The 18,308-nt window shown below is 64.1% G+C and carries 22 protein-coding genes; 11 read left to right on the forward strand and 11 right to left on the reverse strand.

Annotation, left to right across the window (positions count from 1 at the left end; genetic code table 11):
* Nucleotides 1-72: 72 nt before the first annotated feature.
* Both HAH_RS14060 and HAH_RS14065 read left to right on the forward strand, forming a co-directional pair.
* A complete protein-coding gene (locus HAH_RS14060) occupies nt 73-2,049 on the forward strand; it encodes a DUF460 domain-containing protein (RefSeq protein WP_014041517.1) in 1,977 nt (658 codons plus the stop codon).
* A gap of 115 nt (nt 2,050-2,164) precedes the next feature.
* Entirely contained in the window at nt 2,165-3,211 is a 1,047-nt protein-coding gene (locus HAH_RS14065; RefSeq protein WP_014041518.1) for a PAS domain-containing sensor histidine kinase, read from the forward strand.
* A gap of 11 nt (nt 3,212-3,222) precedes the next feature.
* On the opposite strand, the gene HAH_RS14070 is transcribed toward HAH_RS14065, so the two are convergent.
* The 7 genes from HAH_RS14070 to HAH_RS14100 form a co-directional block, all read right to left on the reverse strand.
* A complete protein-coding gene (locus HAH_RS14070) occupies nt 3,223-3,468 on the reverse strand; it encodes a DUF7470 family protein (RefSeq protein ID WP_004590621.1) in 246 nt (81 codons plus the stop codon).
* A gap of 38 nt (nt 3,469-3,506) precedes the next feature.
* Complete coding sequence (locus tag HAH_RS14075) at nt 3,507-3,917, reverse strand: SCP2 sterol-binding domain-containing protein (RefSeq protein WP_014041519.1); 411 nt, start codon at nt 3,915-3,917, stop codon at nt 3,507-3,509.
* A 117-nt stretch (nt 3,918-4,034) separates the two neighbouring features.
* Nucleotides 4,035-4,757 carry an ABC transporter ATP-binding protein gene (locus HAH_RS14080; protein WP_011224244.1) on the reverse strand — a complete coding sequence of 241 codons (723 nt, stop codon included), beginning with the start codon at nt 4,755-4,757 and terminating at the stop codon, nt 4,035-4,037.
* On the reverse strand, nt 4,754-5,566 hold the full coding sequence (locus HAH_RS14085) for an ABC transporter ATP-binding protein (protein ID WP_023843442.1): 813 nt from the start codon (nt 5,564-5,566) through the stop codon (nt 4,754-4,756). Before HAH_RS14085 ends, HAH_RS14080 begins: the two co-directional genes overlap by 4 nt.
* Nucleotides 5,559-6,668, reverse strand: coding sequence for a branched-chain amino acid ABC transporter permease (locus HAH_RS14090; RefSeq protein ID WP_014041521.1), 1,110 nt, complete (start codon nt 6,666-6,668; stop codon nt 5,559-5,561). The genes HAH_RS14085 and HAH_RS14090 overlap by 8 nt, the downstream gene beginning before the upstream one ends.
* Entirely contained in the window at nt 6,665-7,582 is a 918-nt protein-coding gene (locus HAH_RS14095) for a branched-chain amino acid ABC transporter permease (protein WP_014041522.1), read from the reverse strand. The genes HAH_RS14090 and HAH_RS14095 overlap by 4 nt, the downstream gene beginning before the upstream one ends.
* 30 nt (nt 7,583-7,612) lie before the next feature.
* Nucleotides 7,613-8,911 carry an ABC transporter substrate-binding protein gene (locus HAH_RS14100; protein WP_014041523.1) on the reverse strand — a complete coding sequence of 433 codons (1,299 nt, stop codon included), beginning with the start codon at nt 8,909-8,911 and terminating at the stop codon, nt 7,613-7,615.
* A 140-nt stretch (nt 8,912-9,051) separates the two neighbouring features.
* Between HAH_RS14100 and HAH_RS14105 the strand changes: the two genes are divergently transcribed.
* Both HAH_RS14105 and HAH_RS14110 read left to right on the forward strand, forming a co-directional pair.
* The gene (locus tag HAH_RS14105) at nt 9,052-10,023 is read left to right on the forward strand and encodes a proline racemase family protein (protein ID WP_014041524.1); all 972 of its coding nucleotides are present in this window, start codon (nt 9,052-9,054) and stop codon (nt 10,021-10,023) included.
* A 71-nt stretch (nt 10,024-10,094) separates the two neighbouring features.
* A complete protein-coding gene (locus tag HAH_RS14110) occupies nt 10,095-10,931 on the forward strand; it encodes a proline dehydrogenase family protein (protein ID WP_014041525.1) in 837 nt (278 codons plus the stop codon).
* 1 nt (nt 10,932) lies between these two features.
* Here HAH_RS14110 and HAH_RS14115 read toward each other — a convergent pair whose 3' ends face one another.
* Nucleotides 10,933-11,649: a helix-turn-helix domain-containing protein gene (locus HAH_RS14115; RefSeq protein WP_014041526.1), complete on the reverse strand. Its 717-nt coding sequence runs from the start codon at nt 11,647-11,649 to the stop codon at nt 10,933-10,935.
* A 188-nt stretch (nt 11,650-11,837) separates the two neighbouring features.
* Between HAH_RS14115 and HAH_RS14120 the strand changes: the two genes are divergently transcribed.
* From HAH_RS14120 to HAH_RS14145, 7 genes are all read left to right on the forward strand, one after another.
* Entirely contained in the window at nt 11,838-13,361 is a 1,524-nt protein-coding gene (locus HAH_RS14120; protein WP_014041527.1) for an aldehyde dehydrogenase family protein, read from the forward strand.
* The gene (locus tag HAH_RS20340; RefSeq protein ID WP_023843444.1) at nt 13,354-13,482 is read left to right on the forward strand and encodes a hypothetical protein; all 129 of its coding nucleotides are present in this window, start codon (nt 13,354-13,356) and stop codon (nt 13,480-13,482) included. The genes HAH_RS14120 and HAH_RS20340 overlap by 8 nt, the downstream gene beginning before the upstream one ends.
* Before the next feature lie 120 nt (nt 13,483-13,602).
* A complete protein-coding gene (gene eif1A, locus HAH_RS14125) occupies nt 13,603-13,890 on the forward strand; it encodes a translation initiation factor eIF-1A (protein WP_004516096.1) in 288 nt (95 codons plus the stop codon).
* Nucleotides 13,891-13,931: 41 nt separating this feature from the next.
* Nucleotides 13,932-14,867: a serine/threonine-protein kinase Rio1 gene (gene rio1, locus HAH_RS14130; RefSeq protein WP_014041528.1), complete on the forward strand. Its 936-nt coding sequence runs from the start codon at nt 13,932-13,934 to the stop codon at nt 14,865-14,867.
* A 209-nt stretch (nt 14,868-15,076) separates the two neighbouring features.
* Nucleotides 15,077-16,117, forward strand: a complete 1,041-nt coding sequence (locus tag HAH_RS14135; protein WP_044952056.1) for a PAS domain-containing sensor histidine kinase — start codon at nt 15,077-15,079, stop codon at nt 16,115-16,117.
* A 95-nt stretch (nt 16,118-16,212) separates the two neighbouring features.
* Nucleotides 16,213-16,761: a KH domain-containing protein gene (locus HAH_RS14140; RefSeq protein WP_004590591.1), complete on the forward strand. Its 549-nt coding sequence runs from the start codon at nt 16,213-16,215 to the stop codon at nt 16,759-16,761.
* A gap of 129 nt (nt 16,762-16,890) precedes the next feature.
* The gene (locus HAH_RS14145) at nt 16,891-17,331 is read left to right on the forward strand and encodes an acyl-CoA thioesterase (RefSeq protein WP_014041531.1); all 441 of its coding nucleotides are present in this window, start codon (nt 16,891-16,893) and stop codon (nt 17,329-17,331) included.
* Nucleotides 17,332-17,388: 57 nt separating this feature from the next.
* On the opposite strand, the gene HAH_RS14150 is transcribed toward HAH_RS14145, so the two are convergent.
* From HAH_RS14150 to HAH_RS14160, 3 genes are all read right to left on the reverse strand, one after another.
* On the reverse strand, nt 17,389-17,664 hold the full coding sequence (locus tag HAH_RS14150; protein ID WP_014041532.1) for a hypothetical protein: 276 nt from the start codon (nt 17,662-17,664) through the stop codon (nt 17,389-17,391).
* Nucleotides 17,661-17,900 carry a hypothetical protein gene (locus HAH_RS14155; protein ID WP_023843445.1) on the reverse strand — a complete coding sequence of 80 codons (240 nt, stop codon included), beginning with the start codon at nt 17,898-17,900 and terminating at the stop codon, nt 17,661-17,663. Before HAH_RS14155 ends, HAH_RS14150 begins: the two co-directional genes overlap by 4 nt.
* Before the next feature lie 74 nt (nt 17,901-17,974).
* On the reverse strand, nt 17,975-18,214 hold the full coding sequence (locus tag HAH_RS14160) for a hypothetical protein (RefSeq protein ID WP_023843446.1): 240 nt from the start codon (nt 18,212-18,214) through the stop codon (nt 17,975-17,977).
* Nucleotides 18,215-18,308 lie beyond the last annotated feature (94 nt).

Raw genomic sequence — 18,308 nt, forward strand, 5'->3', positions numbered from 1 at the left:
CTCACGTACCGAACAGTGCCCATACTGCTAGCCCGGAACGGATTTATAGTCGACCGTCGCCTACCATGGTTCGTGAACCGCACGGCAGCGCTCGACGCAGTCGTTTTCGGTGTCGACATCCAGAGCGGCGACGTACGCGGCGACGCGCCGTCGTACGCGCTGGTGGTCTTCGACGGGGAATCAGTCGAGCGAGACGTGGTCTCGCGGCGGAAGCTCCGCCGGCGTATCGACGACGAGGAGCCGGCCATCGTCGCGACGGACAACATGTACGAACTCGCCGAGGACAAAAACGCCCTCATCCACTTTCTGGGGTCGCTCCCCGACGAGACGAAGCTGGTGCAGGTGACAGGCGACGAGCGACCGGAACCGCTCTCGCGGGTCGCCAAGCGCCACGGCGTCCCCTACGGCAAGGACCCGATGGAGGAGGCCGAGGCCGCGGCCCGGCTGGCCGCCGCCAACGTCGGTCAGGAAGTGTCGGCGTTTACCGATACGACGGAGGTGAAGGTCTCGCGGGGCCGCTCGACCGGGAAAGGTGGGTGGTCAGAAGACCGCTACACGCGACGCATCCACGGCGCGGTCCGGAAGCGCGCCCGTGAAATCGAGTCCGAACTCGACGCGGCCGGTCTGGAGTACGAGCGGGACGTGACCGAGAAGTACGGCGGCTTCTCGAACGCCGTCTTTCTGGTGTCGGCACGACCGCAGGACATCCCTGTATCGAGAGCGCGTTCGGGCGACACACGCGTCGAAATCGAGCGCCAGCGGCGGGACGGCATCGAGTTCAAGCCGCTGGCGAAACGGCGCGACCACGTCGTCGTCGGCGTCGACCCCGGGACAACGACGGCTGTCGCCATCGTCTCCCTCGACGGCACTGTACTGGATGTATACTCCTCGCGAACCGACGGCACCGCCGCGACGACGGAGTGGATTATCGAGCGCGGGCGGCCCGTCGTCGTCGCCGCCGACGTGACGCCGATGCCCGAGACCGTCGAGAAACTCCGGCGCTCGTTCAGCGCTGCCGGCTGGGAGCCCGATACGGACCTGCCCGTCGACGAGAAGAAACACCGGACACGCGAGGAAGCCTACGACAACGACCACGAGCGCGACGCGATGGCCGCCGCCCTCTACGCCTTCGATCACCACGCCGACCAGTTCGAGCGCGTCGCGAGCAAGGTGCCGCCACAGCACGACGTGGGGCCGGTCATCGACCGCGTCGTCGCCGGCGAAGAGAGCGTCGAGACGGTGCTGCGTGACCTCGAAGACGACGACGGCGAGGCCGAAGAGGACACGGCTCACGAGCCCCGGGAGCTCACCGACGACGAGAAGGAGATCAAGCGGCTGAACGCCCGCATCGAACGGCTCGAATCACACGTCGACGACCTCAAGGAGACGATCAAGCGCAAGGACGACCAGCTCGCCGAGAAGGACAAACAGCTGGAGAAGGCCCGCAGCGAGGGCCGGCGCGAAGTCAGAAAAGACCGCGAGGTGACGCGGCTACAGCGGCGCAACGAGGCCTTAGAGCGGAAGGTCGAGGAAGAGGAGGAGAAACGCGAGGCGCTGGCCGACAAACTCGACCGGCTGAAGGCGCTGTGGAAGCTCGACCACTCGAACTTCGCCGACGTGTCGGAGAAACAGGAGGGGCTCACCCCGGTCAAGGTGGTCGAGCAGTTCACCAAGGACGCCATCACCGACGCCGACGAGCGGTTCGGCCTCGTCGAGGACGACATCGTCATGTTCCGGGACGCCTCGGGCGCGGGCCGGTCGACGGCCCAGCAGCTGGCCGATATCGACCCCAAACTCGTCCTCCGGAACGGCAATCTCTCCGATATCGCTGATCAAGTGCTGTTCGACAACGAGGTCCCCGTCGCACCGGCTGAACTGGTCACCGTGCAGGAAGTGGACGAACTGGCCGTCGCCCGCGAGGGCGAAATCGAGGCCGCAATCGAGGACTGGGAGGAACGCGCCGCCGACCGCCGGAAGGAACAGAACGCGGAGATGGTGGACCAGATCATCAGCGAACACCGGGCCGACCGGCCGACAAGCGAGAACTAGGCGCTGTCCGGGCTGTCGGCGGACAGTAGCTGTATGGAACCCCGTTCAGTGTCACTTGCCGAACCGCGGGCCGTCTGTACTGCGTGGTTATATTCATTGGGTGCCTCTCTCTCGCATGGATGACCAGTGTCGTGTTCTGGCGGCCGCACTCGAAACGCTCGACGATGTCTTCTACGTCTACGACACGGACGGCCGGCTTGCCTACTGGAACGCCCGACTGAACGAACTGTTCGGCCTGACGGACAGCGAACTGTCGGGCATGGACCCAACCGAGTTTTTCGTCGCGGACGACCGGGCAGCCGTTGAAGCAGCCATCGCGGAGGTGTTCGAGTCGGGTCAGACGACCGTCGAAGCGCGGGCCGAGACGACGGAGGGAGTCGTGACGTTCGAACTCAGCGGCCGGCTTCTCACGGCGGACGACGGCACAGTCCAGGGATTCAGCGGTGTCGGTCGCGACATCACGGACCGGCGCGAACGGGAGTGGCACCTCCAGCGGCAGAACGAGCGGCTCACGGAGTTCGCTGACCTGCTAGCACACGACCTCCGGACGCCGCTTGCCGTCACCAGCGGCCACCTCGAACTCGCTGCCGAGGAGCTGTCGCCCGAGCGTATCGACGCCGCCAGAGACGGGTTACAGCGGTTAGAATCGATTATCAACGATCTGCGGACGGCGACCAGAGAGGGAGCGCTGGCAACCGACGAGCAGGCGGTGGATATCGCCGACGTGGCGACGACGGCGTGGAACCACGTCGAAACCGGCAGTGCAGTGCTGGAACCGCCGCCGCCGATACCGGTCGAGGCAGACCCGAAGCGACTGCTTCGGTTGTTCGAGAATATCTTCATTAACGCGGTCACACACGGCCCTGTGCGTGACGACCGCGTATCTGACGAGGAGCGCAAAGCTGGCACTACCGACATCACAGTTCGTCTCGTACCGACGGCCGACGGCTTCGCTGTCGAGGATGACGGCCGGGGAATCGACCCGGACGACCGGGAGTGGGTGTTCGAACCGGGCGCGTCACGGGCGGCTGACGGGACCGGCTTCGGTCTCTATATCGTCAGGGCAATCGCCGAAGCCCACGGCTGGACAGTACGTGCCACAGCAGGAGAACACGGCGGTGCACGGTTCGAGTTCGATATTGATGCGGACACCGCCTGTTAGTCGCGCTCGCGTCAGGGCATACCGTCGCCGCCCATGCCGCCACCGCCCATGCCGCCGCCACCCATCCCGCCCATCCCGCCGCCGAGTCCGAACGCACCGAGCAGGCTCGTGACGAGGCCGTAGACGACCAGTCCGAGGCCCCCGACAACGAGAGCGATGCCGACGGCGACGATGGGTGCCTTCCACGCGACCAGACCGATGCCGGCGAGCAAAACGACGATGCCGCCGATACCAACCGCACCGAGTTTGTCGAGCATACCCGTGTAGGCCAAGCGGGCGGACAAAAGCCCGTCGGTCAGTGCTCGAACTCGGTGTCGACGTTCTGTGCCGCCGCGACCATCTCGGCGATGGTGTCCTGCCGGCGCAGCAGCCGCATCGTATCGCCCTCGACGTCGAACGTCCCGTCCATCGCCGCGGCGGAGATATCGAGGTCGCCCTGCAGCATCGTGACCCACTGACTGTAGGGACCACGGAACGCGAAGTCGTACTCGGGGTCCGCGACCGTCCCAGCGGCGGTACAGACACCGTCCTTGATTACAACGACGAACTGTATCGGTTCGCCGGTATAGGCGTCGTCAGCACGGATTTCGAAACAGAATACGGCGGTGAAGCCGTCGGCGCTGTCGGCGAACTCGGACCGGTCGTTTATCCGGTCGCGCCACGCGGCGGCCCAGTCGTCGGCCTCGGTCGGCAGCGTCACAGTCATTGGCAGGCGGTATGCAAGGGGGGCTTTTCTGTGTTGCCTTGTCCGTTCGAATGCGACGCCAGCAGGGTCGTCGTCGCGGCTCCGCGGCGAGCGCGAATAAAACAGCGATGTGAGACCTCAGCGGCGGGATTCGCCGCCGAGATACAGCCGGGACACCTCGGGGTCGTCGAGCAGCGAGTCCGCCTCGCCCTCGAACTTGACTGTCCCCTGGTCGAGGACGAACCCGCGGTCGGAGATGCCCAGCCCCTCGCGGGCGTTCTGCTCGACCATGAGGATCGACGTGCCGAGGTCGTTGACCGTCTCCACGTCGTCGAACACCTCTTTCGCAGTGTTCGGTGCCAGCCCGGCGCTCGGCTCGTCGATGAGGAGCACGTCGGGCTCCATCACGAGCGCGCGGGCGAAGGCCAGCACCTGCCGCTGGCCGCCCGAGAGCGTCTTCGCGTTCGCGGTACGCTTGTCGTCGAGGATGGGGAACCGGTCGTACAGCTCGGCCACGACCTCGTCGAGGCCGCCGTCGCGGGCGACCCCGCCCATCCGGAGGTTCTCGTCGATGGTCAGCGAGCCGAACACGTTCTCGGTCTGTGGGACGTAGCCGACGCCGATACGGACGATGTCTTCGGGGGCCATGCCGCCGATCTCGCGGTCGCCCAAACGTACCGAGCCGGTCCATGGCTCCAGCATCCCGAACACCGTCTTGAGGACGGTAGACTTGCCGGCCCCGTTCGGGCCGACGAGGCAGGCGATCTCCCCCTCGCCGAGCGTCAGCGAGAGGTCGTCGAGCACCTGCACCTCGCCGTAGCCGCTGTCGACGCCGTCGACGGTGAGGATGGGGTCGGTCATTCCGACGGCCCTCCCAGGTAGGCGTCAATGACGCGCTCGTCGCTCCGGACCGCCTCGGGCGGCCCCTCGACGAGGACACTCCCCTGATTGAGGACGATAATCGGGTCGGCCAGGCGCATGATGAAGTTCATGTCGTGTTCGATGATGAGGAAGGTGATCCCCTCCTCGTTGAGTTCCTCGATGAACCCGGCCAGCTTGTCGGCCAGCACGGGGTTGACGCCAGCGACGGGCTCGTCGAGCAGGAGCAGGTCGGGTTCGGCCATCATCCCGCGGGCCAGTTCGACCAGTTTCATCTGTCCGCCCGAGAGGTCCGTCGCGGGCTGGGTGGCCAGATCGCCGATCTCGAACCGTTCGAGCATCTGCTGGGCCTGTTCCAGCGAGCGCCGTTCCTCCTGTTCGACGGTGTCAGGCGAGGTGAACAGCGGGATGATCGACTCCCCGGTCTGGTTGTGCGGCCCCACGAGCAGCGCCTCCCGGACGGTCATCCCCTCCGGTTTGCGCGGCGTCTGGAACGTCCGGATCATCCCCTGATCGGCGATCTGGTGGGGCTTCTGGCCAGTCACGTCGACGCCGTTGACTGCGACGGAGCCGGCGTCGGGTTCGTAGAAGCCCGAGACGAGATTGAACAGCGTGGACTTGCCGGCGCCGTTCGGGCCGATGAGGCCCGTTATGGTGCCGCGTTCGACCTCGATTGACGCGTCGTCCGTCGCCACGAGGCCGCCGAAGCGTTTCTCCAGCCCCTCAGCACGGAGGACGGGGTCCTCCTTGCCGAGAACGGGGCCGTCGGAGACGAGCGACTGCTCACTCATCGCGACCACCGCCCAGCGAGTCGGGCCAGATAAGCTCGCGCTCCGGCGGGAGAATCCCCTCCGGGCGGAGCCTGACGATAAAGATGATGAGCAGGCCGACCAGCATGAGTCGGAGCGGTGCCGCGCCGATGGGAAGTGCGCCAGTGTCGGTCAGGAAGCGCGTCCCCTGCTGGATGGCGACGATAGTGAACCCGCCCAGCATCGCACCGCGGTCGCTGCCGGTGCCGCCGAGGATGACAGCGACCCAGACGTAGAACGTCGTGATCGGCTGGAGGTCCGAGGGACTGACGAACAGGACGAGGTGGGAGTAGAACACGCCCGCGAGCGCCATGATGAGGCTCCCGATGACGAAGGCCTGCATCTTGAACGCGAACGTGTTCTTGCCCAGCGTCTCCGCGAGGTCCTCGTCGGTCCGGATGGTTCGCAGGACGCGGCCCCACGGCGACTGGTGGATGCGCCGGAGGAACAGGTAGACGGCCGCGACAATCACCGTGACGAGGACGACGTTCAGCGCGCTGGTGACCACCGACTGACTCATGTTGAACACCGGCGTCCCGCCTACGTAGAAGATGTAGGGGTACGTCAGGTCACCGAGCACGGGCCAGTCGGAGAAGAACAGCGGGATGCCGGTCAGACCGGCACTGCCCGCCGTCCACTGCGATTCGTTGAGGATGAAGATACGCACGACCTCTGCAAGGCCCAGCGACGCAATTGCGAGGTAGTCATCGCGGAGTTTCAGCGTCGGATATCCGATAATCACCGCGAGCACCGCGGCGAGGCCGAGACCGCCAAACAGCGCGATGACGGGGCTGACGCCGCCGGATATCGGCGAGCCGGACGCCGTTAGCAGCGCGGTCCCGTACGCGCCGAGGCCGAAGAAGGCCGCGACGCTGAAGTTGATCATGCCACCGTACCCCCACTGGACGTTCAGCCCCATCGAGAGGAGCATGTACATCGCCGACAGCCCGATGAGATACAGCAGGTACGCTGGTGCAAGGAAGCCGGTCAAAACCGCGACGAGCAGGAGCGCGGCGAGCGCGCCCAGCACCCCCGCGACGCCTTTCTCCCGGGGCGAGTACCCACCGACATCGAGCGCGCTCATGTCATATCACCCGCGATGCCGCGAGGCCTGACAAGCAGGACTGCGACCATGATGACGAATGCGACGGCCGGCGCGTAGGCGTTGCTGATGGGGAGCCCGATGTCGCCGAGCAACGGCGTCAGTTCGTGGAGCATCCCGATGAGCAGCCCACCGAGCATCGCCCCGTACACCGAACCGATACCGCCGAGGATGACCGCGGCGAACACGACCAGCAGGATGTTGAAGCCGATGCGCGGGTCGAGCTGGCTGTACAGCGCGAGGAAGACGCCACCGGCGGCGGCCAGGGCGCTGCCGACGACCCACATGACGAGGATGACGCGGTCGGTTCGGATGCCGCTCACGCGTGCGAGGTCGGGGTTGTCAGCCGTCGCACGCATCTTCCGGCCCAGCGTCGTCCGCTGGAGCAAGAGGTGTAGAGCGACGACGAGTACCGCCGCGCTGACGATGATCGCGACGTCTCGCTGTGTCACCGCGACGCCGAGCGTGTCCAGCAACACCTGAATCGGCCCGCTGCGACGGATATCGTACTGCAGGAAGTCCGTCCCGAAGGACGCCTGTAGCACCGCGCGGTAGACGAACGCCACGCCGATGCTCGTGATGAGGAGCCCGATCGAGTCCGTATCGAGGGGCTTGTACACGAGAATGTGAGTCAGGACGGCGACGACGGCCGCTAGCGCCATTCCGACTGCCAGGGCGATGAAGAACCCGATCGGGAGACCGAGAACGGTGCCGCCGAGACCGCCGAACACGCCGAACGCGACGAACGCCCCGTAGGCGCCCAGCGTCATCGTATCGCCGTGTGCGAAGTTCGCGAAGTCGGCGATGCTGTAGACCAGCGAGAGTCCGATGCTCCCGAGGATGATGATACTACTGAAAACGAGCCCGTTTGCCAGGTACTGTAATATCTGCGCCATTGGTGAAAATGGAAAAGGGTCGTGGCCGCCTTAGCCCTCGATGAAGCCGCTGGATTCGTACGCGTGGTCCACGACTTCGAACACCTGCAGCAACCCGACGGGATCACCGTTCTCGTCGAGGTCGATCGGGCCGCTCACGCCGGTGTAGTCCACGTCCGATGGCGAGCCACCGTTGGCCAGAATCTCGTGTGCATCCTCATAGGTGGTCGCCTCCTCGCCTTCGGGACGAGTCACGTCACGGACGACCTCCATGAGCGCCGAGCCGGTGAACTCGTCGGCGGCTTCGATAGCGAGTGCGCTGACGACCACCGCGTCGTAGGCGTACGCCGACCACGACGTTGGTTCCTCGCCGAAGCGCTCCTCGAACTCCGAGACGAACGCCTGATAGTTCTCGGCGTCCTGTGGGACGCTCGGCACCACGGCCTTCATTCCGTCGAGGCTGCCCTCGGGAGCTGATTCGAGGACTTTCGGGCCTTTGACGCTGTCCCCACCGTACCAGGCGGCCTGATCGGTGACGCCCAGGTCGAACGCCTCCTGGGACATCGTTGCGAACTCCGGCTGGTAGGTGATGAACACCCACGCGTCGGCGTCGGTGTTAGCCATCGAGGAGATGGTGCTACTGTAGGAGGACTGGCCCTGGTCGTGGGGTTCGTTGTAGACGATTTCTCCGTCGTAGGCCTCGATAAAGGCCTCGCCGACGGACTGCCCGTAATCGTTGTTGATCCAGGCCAGGGCAGCGGACTCGTTACCGTCTTCATCGAGGAGCGTTGAGATCGCCTCCGCCTGTGCCTTGCCGGCCGGCGGCATCCGGAGCAGGTCCGGGAAGTTCGTCAGGTTCGGGCTGGTGCTGTTCTGGCTGATCTGGACGACATCAGTGTTCTGGACAACGCTCTCGTGGATGGCCGTGCTGACGCCGCTCCCGACAGTACCGATGAGCAGCGGAACTTCTTCCTGATTGACGAGTGTCTGGGCTGCACTGACTCCACCCTGGCTCGTACTCTGGTCGTCCTGCTGTGAGATCGCCAGTTCGCCGCCACTAACACCGACGGAGTTGATATCGTCAAGCGCGATTTCCTTGCCGCGCTGGTTCCGCTGCCCGAACGCGGACAGCGAGCCGGAGAGGCTGTCCACCATCCCGATGGTGTAGGTTTCAGAGCCCGAATCCGTCGAGGTGTCCGTCGATTCACCGTCGCCGCCGTCACCACCGTCGCCACCGTCACCTTCGTCGGGAGCACCACCGGAACAGCCGGCGAGGCCGACGAGTCCGGCACTGGCAGCGGCTTTGATTACGCTTCGCCTGTCGATCGAAGACTTGTCATGGTCGTTCATGGTATACTGATATCCTTTTTCGTAAGTCCCTGTATAACCCTGTCACCGTCCATGGTAGGCACCATGTTCTGGACGGCGTACGGAAAGCCGTCAATTAATACTTCTGGAACGCCTTTCCCGCATAGAGTATCGCTACGGCTATGGAACGAACGGAGTTTATCACGGTAGACACGCATACGGGCGGAGAGCCGACGCGCATCGTACTCGACGGCATCGAGGCCGACACACTCGCCGGAGAGACCGTCCGGGAGAGACGCGACCGGTTCGCAGCCACAGCAGACGGCGTCCGAAAACTCCTCATGCAGGAGCCCCGCGGACACGCGGATATGTTCGGGGCGGTCCCGGTGCCCACCGACCGGGCCGACCTCGGGGTCTTCTTCATGGACACTGACGGCTATCTGGACATGTGTGGCCACGGCCTCATCGGGGTCGTGACCGCACTCGTCGAACGGGGCGAACTCCCCGAAACGCGGGAACTGACCGTCGAAACCCCGGCCGGGCTGGTCGACGTGACGGTCGAAATAGCTGACGGCGTCGTCCACCGCGTCGCGTTCGAGAACGTCGACAGTTACGTCTGTGAGACGATTACCGTCGAACAGGACGGCATCCCGGTCGAGGCTCGTATCGTCTATTCCGGGAACTACTTCGCCGTCGTCGACGCTGAGAGCCTGGGCGTCACGCTCGACGGCGAGGAAGCCACGCAGTGTATCGAGCCCGCACTGGCACTCCGCCGAGCAGTCAACGACGTCGCACCCGACGACCCAATCACCGGTTCGTCAGTGACCGTCTCGGCAGTCGAACTCACCGCCGGCGGCGACAGCGACCGGAGCTGTGTGGTGTTCGCCGACGGATCTATCGACCGCTCTCCCTGTGGGACGGGGACGTGTGCGCGGTTGACGCTTCACCACGTCGACGGTGACCTCGCTGTTGGCGAGCGTGTCGAAGTGACCGGCCCGGTGGGGTCGGCGTTCGAGGGGTATATCAGCGAGACAAACGTCGACGACGGTGTCACCGTGACCAGCCCGGTCGTTTCGGGTACAGCGCATATCACGGGCGATCACACGTTTTACCGGGACGACGACGATACGCTCGGCAGTTTCACACTCACTTAATTTCAGGCCATGGAGGAGGACTTTTTTGGTAGGGGGTGCGTTTAGGCTCATATAGTGGCGTAGTTTCGATAATGATTCCGCCGATAGCGAACAACTTCGTCGCCGGGGAGACAGCCCCGGGGGCGCTCGACCACGTCGCTTCGCTCAACGACGACGGCGTCAAGGGCATCCTAAATCTGTTAGGCGAACACTACGACGAGCGCCAGCCCGCCGACGAGGACGCAGACCAGTACACCGAGTTAGTCAAAGAAATCGACAGGAGCGGCCTCGACTGCGCTATCTCGGTCAAGCCCTCGCAGATCGGCCTCGACGTTGGGGACGACGTGTTCGTCGAGAACCTCGAACGGATCGTTGCGGCGGGCGACGACCACGGCGTCTTCGTCTGGGTCGACATGGAGGATTACACGACGACCGATGTGACCCTCGACGCGTACGAACGACTCGTCACGGACCACGAGGGCGGCGTCGGCGTCTGTACACAGGCAAACCTCAAGCGGACGCCCGAGGACCTCGAACGGCTCGCTCCTCTTCCCGGGAAGGTCCGGCTGGTCAAGGGAGCCTACTCCGAGCCCAAAGAGGTCTCTTACAAGAAAAAAGAGCGCGTCAACGAAGCCTACCGCGACTGTCTCGAACTGATGTTCGAGGAGTTCGATGGCGGTATCGGCGTCGGTAGCCACGATCCGGCGATGATAGACTACGCGAAGGACCTCCACGACGAGTACGGCACTGACTACGAAGTGCAGATGCTAATGGGCGTCCGCGACGACGCCCAGCGCGACCTCGCCGCGGAGGGCGTCCCGATGTGGCAGTACATCCCCTACGGCGACAAGTGGTTCTCCTACTTCTACCGGCGCGTCCGTGAACGCAAAGAGAACGCGCTGTTCGCTGTTCGGGCCGTTCTGAGCTAACTTACTGGTCCGGGTCGAGTAGTTTCGCTTCTGCTTTCCGGAGGTGTTCGAGCAGCGTCGTCTTCGAAACGCCGAGTTTCGACGCGAGTTCGCGCGTCGAGATGCCCCGCGGCCACGCGTAGTAGTCCTCCTGTCTGGCGAGTTCGAACGCCTCGCGCTGGCTGTCCGAGAGTCTGTCCATCCGCCGGAGTTGCTGCGGATTGCCGCCGCCGGCGGACGTGATTCGAGTCACTTCGATATCGGCCGACTGTTCCTCGCGGATCTCGTCGAGGAGCGACTCGGCCTCGTCGCGGGAGTCCGGGAAAAACACCGGCCAGTGCTCGCGGCCGTGGCGGACGCGAACCGGGTCGTTGTGGATGAACCCCCGCGAGAGAAGGCTGTCGCTAATGGTGTTGTCCGGGTCGTACTCGACGAACAGCTCGCGGGTCGTGTTCCCCGGCGACGAGGACGTGCCAGTCGCGCCGTGGCGCTCGCGTAACTCCAGCACGGAGTCGGTCAGCGACGAATCACGGGTCGCGTCGATGAGATCCTCGACGTCGTTAATACTGTCTGCGTACGCCGTGAACAGGCCCTTCACGCTGCCGTTCTGGGTGTTGTACACGCCGTGAGCCAACAGGCCAGCCGCGGTCTGATCGGTGACTTCGAGGGTCCAGCAGTCAGGATGCCAGATGCTCAGGGTGAGCTGGAGTCCCCCGTGTTCTGATTGTGCTTCACTCATACTGGGCGCCCTCCGTATGAAGGGGTGCTAAAGACAGTCACGATATGGACGCAGATAAAGGTGCGGTTCATAAGGGGAACACCGACCATGGGAGATAATGCCGGATTGTAGAGGATATATCAGGTTATTGCCGACCCCTGACCATGGACGGTGGAACATATTGGTGGGGGACGCGTACAGTACCTACCATGAGTACAGACGACTCACGGCGACACTACATCGACGGTGAATGGACGACAGGCACCGGCGAGGAAACGTTCACAAGTCAGAACCCGGCTACCGGCGAGGCGCTCGCCTCGTTCCACCGCGGAACCGAGGCCGACGTCGACCGCGCGCTGGCCGCGGCAGAAGACGCCTACGACGAGTGGCGCTCGCTCTCGCACATCGACCGCGCAGAGTACCTCTGGGACATCTACCACGAGCTGCGTGACCGCCACGAGGAACTCGGCGAAATCGTCACCATGGAGTGTGGCAAGGAGATCAGCGAGGGGCTGGCCGACGTGACCGAGTCCTGGCACATGGTCGAGTGGGCCGCCGGCAACGCCCGCCACCCCCACGGCGACGTGGTACCGTCCGAGATCGCCAGCAAGGACGCCTATATGCGGCGCAAGCCGAAGGGGGTCGTCGGCTGTATCACCCCGTGGAACTTCCCGGTCGCAATCCCGTTCTGGCACCTCGCAGTGACGCTGGTCGAGGGCAACACCGTCGTCTGGAAGCCCGCCGAGCAGACCCCGTGGTGTGCCCACATCATCGCCGAGATGTTCGAGGACTCGGGCATCCCGGACGGCGTGTTCAACCTCGTGCAGGGCTACGGCGACGCCGGCAACGCCATCGTCGAGGACGACCGCGTCGAGACGGTCCTCTTTACGGGCAGCGCCGAAGTCGGCCACAAGATCGCCTCCAAGGTCGGCGGCGAACCCGGCAAGATCGCCGCCTGCGAGATGGGCGGAAAGAACGCCGTCATCGTCACGGAGGAAGCCGATCTCGATATCGCCGTCCACTCGGCCGTGATGTCCAGCTTCAAGACGACCGGCCAGCGCTGTGTCTCCTCGGAGCGGCTCATCGTCCACGAGGACCTCTATGACGAATTCAAGGAGCGGTTCGTCGACATCGCCGAAGACATCGCCGTCGGCGACCCGCTGGAGGAAGACACCTTCATGGGGCCGCTCATCGAGCGAGACCAGGTCGAGAAGTTCAAGCGCTACAACGACCTCGCTCGCGAGGAGGGCGCGAACGTGCTCGTCGACCGCGCCGACCTCGATGCCGAAGAGATTCCCGAGGGTCACGAGGAGGGCCACTGGGTCGGCCCGTTCGTCTACGAGATCGACTACGACGAGGACCTGCGCTGTATCAACGAGGAAGTGTTCGGCCCCCACGTCGCGCTGCTTGAGTACTCGGGTGACTTCGATCAGGCGCTGGAGATGCACAACAGCGTCGACTACGGCCTCGCCGGTGCCATCATCTCCGAGGACTACCGCCAGATCAACCAGTTCCGCGACGAAGCCGAAATCGGCCTCGCCTACGGCAACCTCCCGTGTATCGGCGCGGAGGTCCACCTGCCATTCGGCGGCGTCAAGAAGTCCGGCAACGGCCTCCCGAGCGGCCGCGAGGTCATCGAGGCCGTCACCGAGCGCACCGCCTGGACGCTGAACAACTCCAAGGACATCGAGATGGCACAGGGGCTGTCGGCGGACATCATCACCGATGAGTAAGTCCGTCCAGCCGCCGGAGATCGGCTCCATCTGCCCGCGCTGTCGCGGGGAGACGACGACGGCGAAAGGCATCGAAACCTGTACCGACTGCTCGTGGGTCGGCTGTCTCGGCGCTGACTGACGCGACGACATCGCTTTTCTACGGCCCCAGCGTCTGTCCCACACCGTCACGGGGGCCACGGACCGGGTTCTCGGTCCAACTTTTCCAAACCTTAAACCTCTCCCCGTCGAAGTACCGTCTATGAGCGACAACGACAGCAGAAAGAACCTGCGGATGCCGGAAGAAGACGAGGTGTTCGCCGTCGTCATGGACATGCTTGGCGCGAATCGCGTCAAGGTACGCTGTATGGACGGCGTCGAACGCACAGCCCGGATTCCGGGCAAGATGCAAAAGCGGATCTGGATACGCGAAGACGACGTGGTCCTCGTCGAACCCTGGGACTGGCAAGACGAGAAAGCCGACATCACATGGCGCTATGAGAAACAGGACGCCGACCAACTGCGCGAGGAGGGCCACATTCAGGAGTAGCCTGATATGTATCTGGCCGCGCGCTCGACGGAGGCAAAAGCGTGACCGAGGGGCAGTTCGGCCTGCTCGATACGGACGACGTCGACTCACCGGGCGACGAGTGGGAAGAGGTCGACGTCTCCGACACGGAAGCCGACCGCATCGCCCGCAAGCGGGACCGCGAGTTTAGCGAGTTCCGCGAGCGCATCAAGGACGCCGACCAATTCAAAGTCGAGGCCAGCGTCTTCGACGACGCCACCTACGGCGCGCTGTACAAGCTCGTTCAGGACGGCCACATCGACGCTTTCGGCGGGCCGATCTCGACCGGCAAAGAGGCCAACGTCTACACAGCGCTGTCCGGCGATACAGAGGTCGCCGTCAAGGTGTACCGCATCAACGCCTCCGATTTCAAGGACATGCGGAGCTATCTCGACGGCGACCCCCGATTCGAGGGCATCGGCTCGGACAAAAAGAAGGTTGTCACCGCGTGGGTCCGCAAGGAGTCGTCGAACCTCAAGCGCGCACGGCGGGCCGGCGTTCGGACGCCGGAGCCCATCGCCGTCGAGCGGAACGTCCTCGTGATGGAGTATCTGGGGACCGAGGAGGGCCGCAGCAAACGTCTCAGCGAGGTCCACATCGAGAACCCGGAGACGGCCTACGAGGTCGTCAAGGAGTACACCCGGCGGCTGTACGACGCCGGCCTCGTCCACGGCGACCTCTCGGAGTACAACATCGTCTTCCACGAGGGCCAACTGTACATCATCGACCTGGGGCAGGCAGTGACCATCCACCACCCCAACGCCGACGATTTCCTCGAACGGGACTGCCGCAACGTCGCGAACTTCTTCGCCAGACAGGGCGTCGACGCCACCCCCGAGGATCTGCTCGCGTACGTCCGGGAGTACGCGACCCCGAAAGACAAGGACGATACCGCCCCGGGGAGCGACGACGACGCTGTCCCGCAGGGGACGCCGGCGGACCGTCGTGACGAGGAGTGAGTGGTCGCCATTGCCAGTCATGTCTGCGGGTTCTCACACACGAACCGACTGACAGCACCGCTGTTACCCGGTTCATAACAACTCGCGTTTGCTGTGAAAACCACAGTGCGTAATATGTTAGTTACTGCATACATCTATATGGCTTACCTGTCACAGTGGTCCCTGTCCCGTGTGAACTATCGCTGGCCTGTCCAGGGTAGGTGCGGCTGATGGACACTACAGACAGCTCGGATCAGCAGTCAGCGCGCGACGACGACTCGGTGTCTGAGCGCCTCATCGAAGGACTGTCCTCGCATGCGGTGTTCATGCTCGATGCTAGTGGCACCATCACGACCTGGCCCGACCCGGCAGCGACGCTGTACGGCTACGACCGGGACGCGACGGTCGGCCACCACGTCGACATGCTGTTTGCCGACCCCGAAGAAATGGAGACGACCGTTGACGCACTGCTGACCGAGGCGGCAGACGGCCCCATAGAGACACAGCACTGGCACCGGCAGGCTGATAAGACGGTGTTCTGGGCGACACTCTCGCTCTCGCCGCTCGGGGATGGGGACCCCGAGGGGTTCGTCGCAGTCAGCCAGGACACGACCGAGAAACACCAGTACGACAAGATGCTCGAACGCCAGAACGACCGGCTCAAGGAGTTCACGGATATCCTCGCCCACGATCTGCGGAGCCCACTCAGTGTCATCTCCTCACGAGTGGATCTGGCCCGCGAAACCGGTGACGAGGAACACCTCGACGCGCTCGAAGAGACGAGCGACAGGATGGCCCGCCTCGTCGACGATTTGCTCTCTGTCGCCAAGCAGGGCAACGTCGTCACCGACCCGGAAACGACGAACGTCAAGGACGTTGTCGACACCGCTTGGGAAGGGGCCGGCGGCACAACCGAACGAGCCACGCTCCACTACGACCATGTTGGCTCGGTGAGCGCCGACGCCGACCGTCTCATCGAACTGTTCGAGAACCTCTTTCAGAACAGCATCCGACACGGCGACGGCGCCGTTATCGTCCGCGTCGGCCCGCTGGACCACGGCTTCTACGTCGAGGACGACGGCCCCGGCATCCCGGTAGACATCAAAGACGACGTGTTCGACCACGGCTTCACGACTGCCGAAGACGGCAGCGGCTACGGGCTCTCGATCGTCCGGACCATCGCGGGCGCACACGGCTGGGACATCCTCGTCACCGACAGCGACACGGGCGGCGCGCGGTTCGAAATCACCGGCGTCGAGTTTCTGGACTGAAGCGGGTTCTGCCGGCGGACGGCCGCCCGGCACTTGTCAGTCACGCGACTGCCGAAGTTTTAAACAGGCAGAACCTCCTACGGGGTAGTATACTTATGCAACACGTGAAGATTCCGCAGGACCGTATCGGTGTGCTGATCGGCGAGGGAGGTGAGACCATGCGCGAAATCGAGGAGCGCGCAGAGGTCCGGTTGGATATCGATTCCGAGGACGGCACGGTGAAAGTCGAGTCCGTCGGCGACCCGGTGACGGCGCTGAAAGGCCCCGACATCGTGAAGGCCATCGGCCGCGGGTTCGCGCCCGACGACGCGCTGGCGCTGCTCGAAGACGACATGATGATGTTCGAACTCATCGATATCGAGGCCGCCTCCCGCAACAAGAACGACTTCCGCCGCCAGAAGGGCCGTCTCATTGGTGAGGGTGGCCGGACGCGGGAACTCATGCAGGAACTCTCCGGCGCGGCCGTGGTCATTTACGGCTCGACGCTGGGCATCATCGGCGGTCCGGAGCAGGTCGACGCCGTCCGGGAGGCTGCCGAGATGATTCTGGACGGTGCACCGCATGGCTCCGTCTACTCGTTCCTCGAACGCAAGCACAACGAGATGAAACACAAGGGCCTCGAATACCACCAGTTCACCGGGTAACTGCGGCGAATCGGCTGTTTGATTGGCGATTACGCGCCACGACGACAGTGTGGATGCGCACACGGTCGCTGCTGAATCCCGTCAGCGGCGCACCACACCGTTTTCCCCGGACGCGCTCTACGAGACGGTATGCCGACCATCGCCGATACGCACATCGTCAACCGTGAGCGCGTCCAGCCGACCCACGCTAACAACTACAACAGTGCCCACGGGGGCATCGTGATGAAGTGGATGGACGAAATCGGGGCGATGTCGGCCATGCGGGCCGCCAGAGAGTCCTGCGTGACCGCGCAGATGTCTCGCGTCGACTTCGAGCGCCCGATACCCATCGGTGACACCGCACTCATCGAGTCATACGCCTACGCGACGGGCCGAACCAGCGTCCGGGTTCGCATCGAAGTCGCCCGCGAGGACCCCCACACGGGCGAAACGGAGGAGACGACGAGCGCCTACGCCACCTTCGTCGCCGTCGACGACGGCACGCCCACGCCTGTGCCCGAACTGACGGCCGAAAGCGAGGCATGCAAGCGACTACGGGAAACGGCGCTCGCAGAAGAACCGCAGCGGTAGCCGACAGGAACTGCCACTAGAGGGCGGTGTTAGCGGGATGGCTTCCGTGCGCCAGGCTCAATGTGACGGGCTCCGCGGCGTGTCGAAGTAATTGAGCATATCCAGCACCGCACCCAGTATGAAGCTGATAACGGCGATGACCAGAACGAGCCCCGTAAGCAGTGTCGAAATCGGGGGGGTCAGCATGAACTGGAACGCGGCGATGAAGACGCAGGTGACCATCCCAACGACCAGCAGGAACGAGCCTGCGCTGGGGTCCTCACCGGTGAGAAACTCGAGCCCGGCGAGGAAGCCGGATGTCTGTGGCGAGTCCTCGGTGACATCTTCAGTCATTGCTCGGCCTCGGGCTGTGCCGTTTCCGCGGCCCGTTGAATGATCTGCACGAGGTGTGACACCCAGAGCCCGCCGGTGAATCCGAACAGCGCGGAGACGACGACGGCCTTCGTGAGGGGGCCAAGCGGGGCGGCCGCCGCTAGCAGGCAGAGTCCTCCGAAGAGGAGCATCAGTCCGTACTGGATTCGGGTGTCAAGGTCAAGGCGTGTGATGGTCTGGGCGAGGGTTGAGCGCATGTGTCGATGGTGGTGGCTGGTCGGACGGCTGGTTGTAACTCGATACCACGGCGGAATCCGGCGTCAGTTCCTGTTCAGTCAGCGCCCTCTCGGAGAAGCCGTTTGATTTCGCCGAGTCTGAGATACGCGGCGAGTCCGAGGATGGTCGCAGGCCAGAGACCGATGAACTGACCCCGCTGTTTGTCGCCGCGGACGTAGTAGAAATATAGCGCCAGGGCAACGGACGCGACGGACGCCAGCGCGGCGGGCCCCATGGCGCGGCCGTTCTCGGCTTGCGATACCGCCTCTGCCGTCTCGTCGTGTGTGGTACTCACATGCAATGTTGGGCCTACAGCGGTATATCCCTTTGCAAGCGGTCAGCAGAACTGAAGGTTTCGGGATTCCACGCTTCGGTACAATTTCGGGCTT

It is taken from the genome of Haloarcula hispanica ATCC 33960, from assembly GCF_000223905.1.
In the GTDB taxonomy this organism is placed as follows: domain Archaea; phylum Halobacteriota; class Halobacteria; order Halobacteriales; family Haloarculaceae; genus Haloarcula; species Haloarcula hispanica.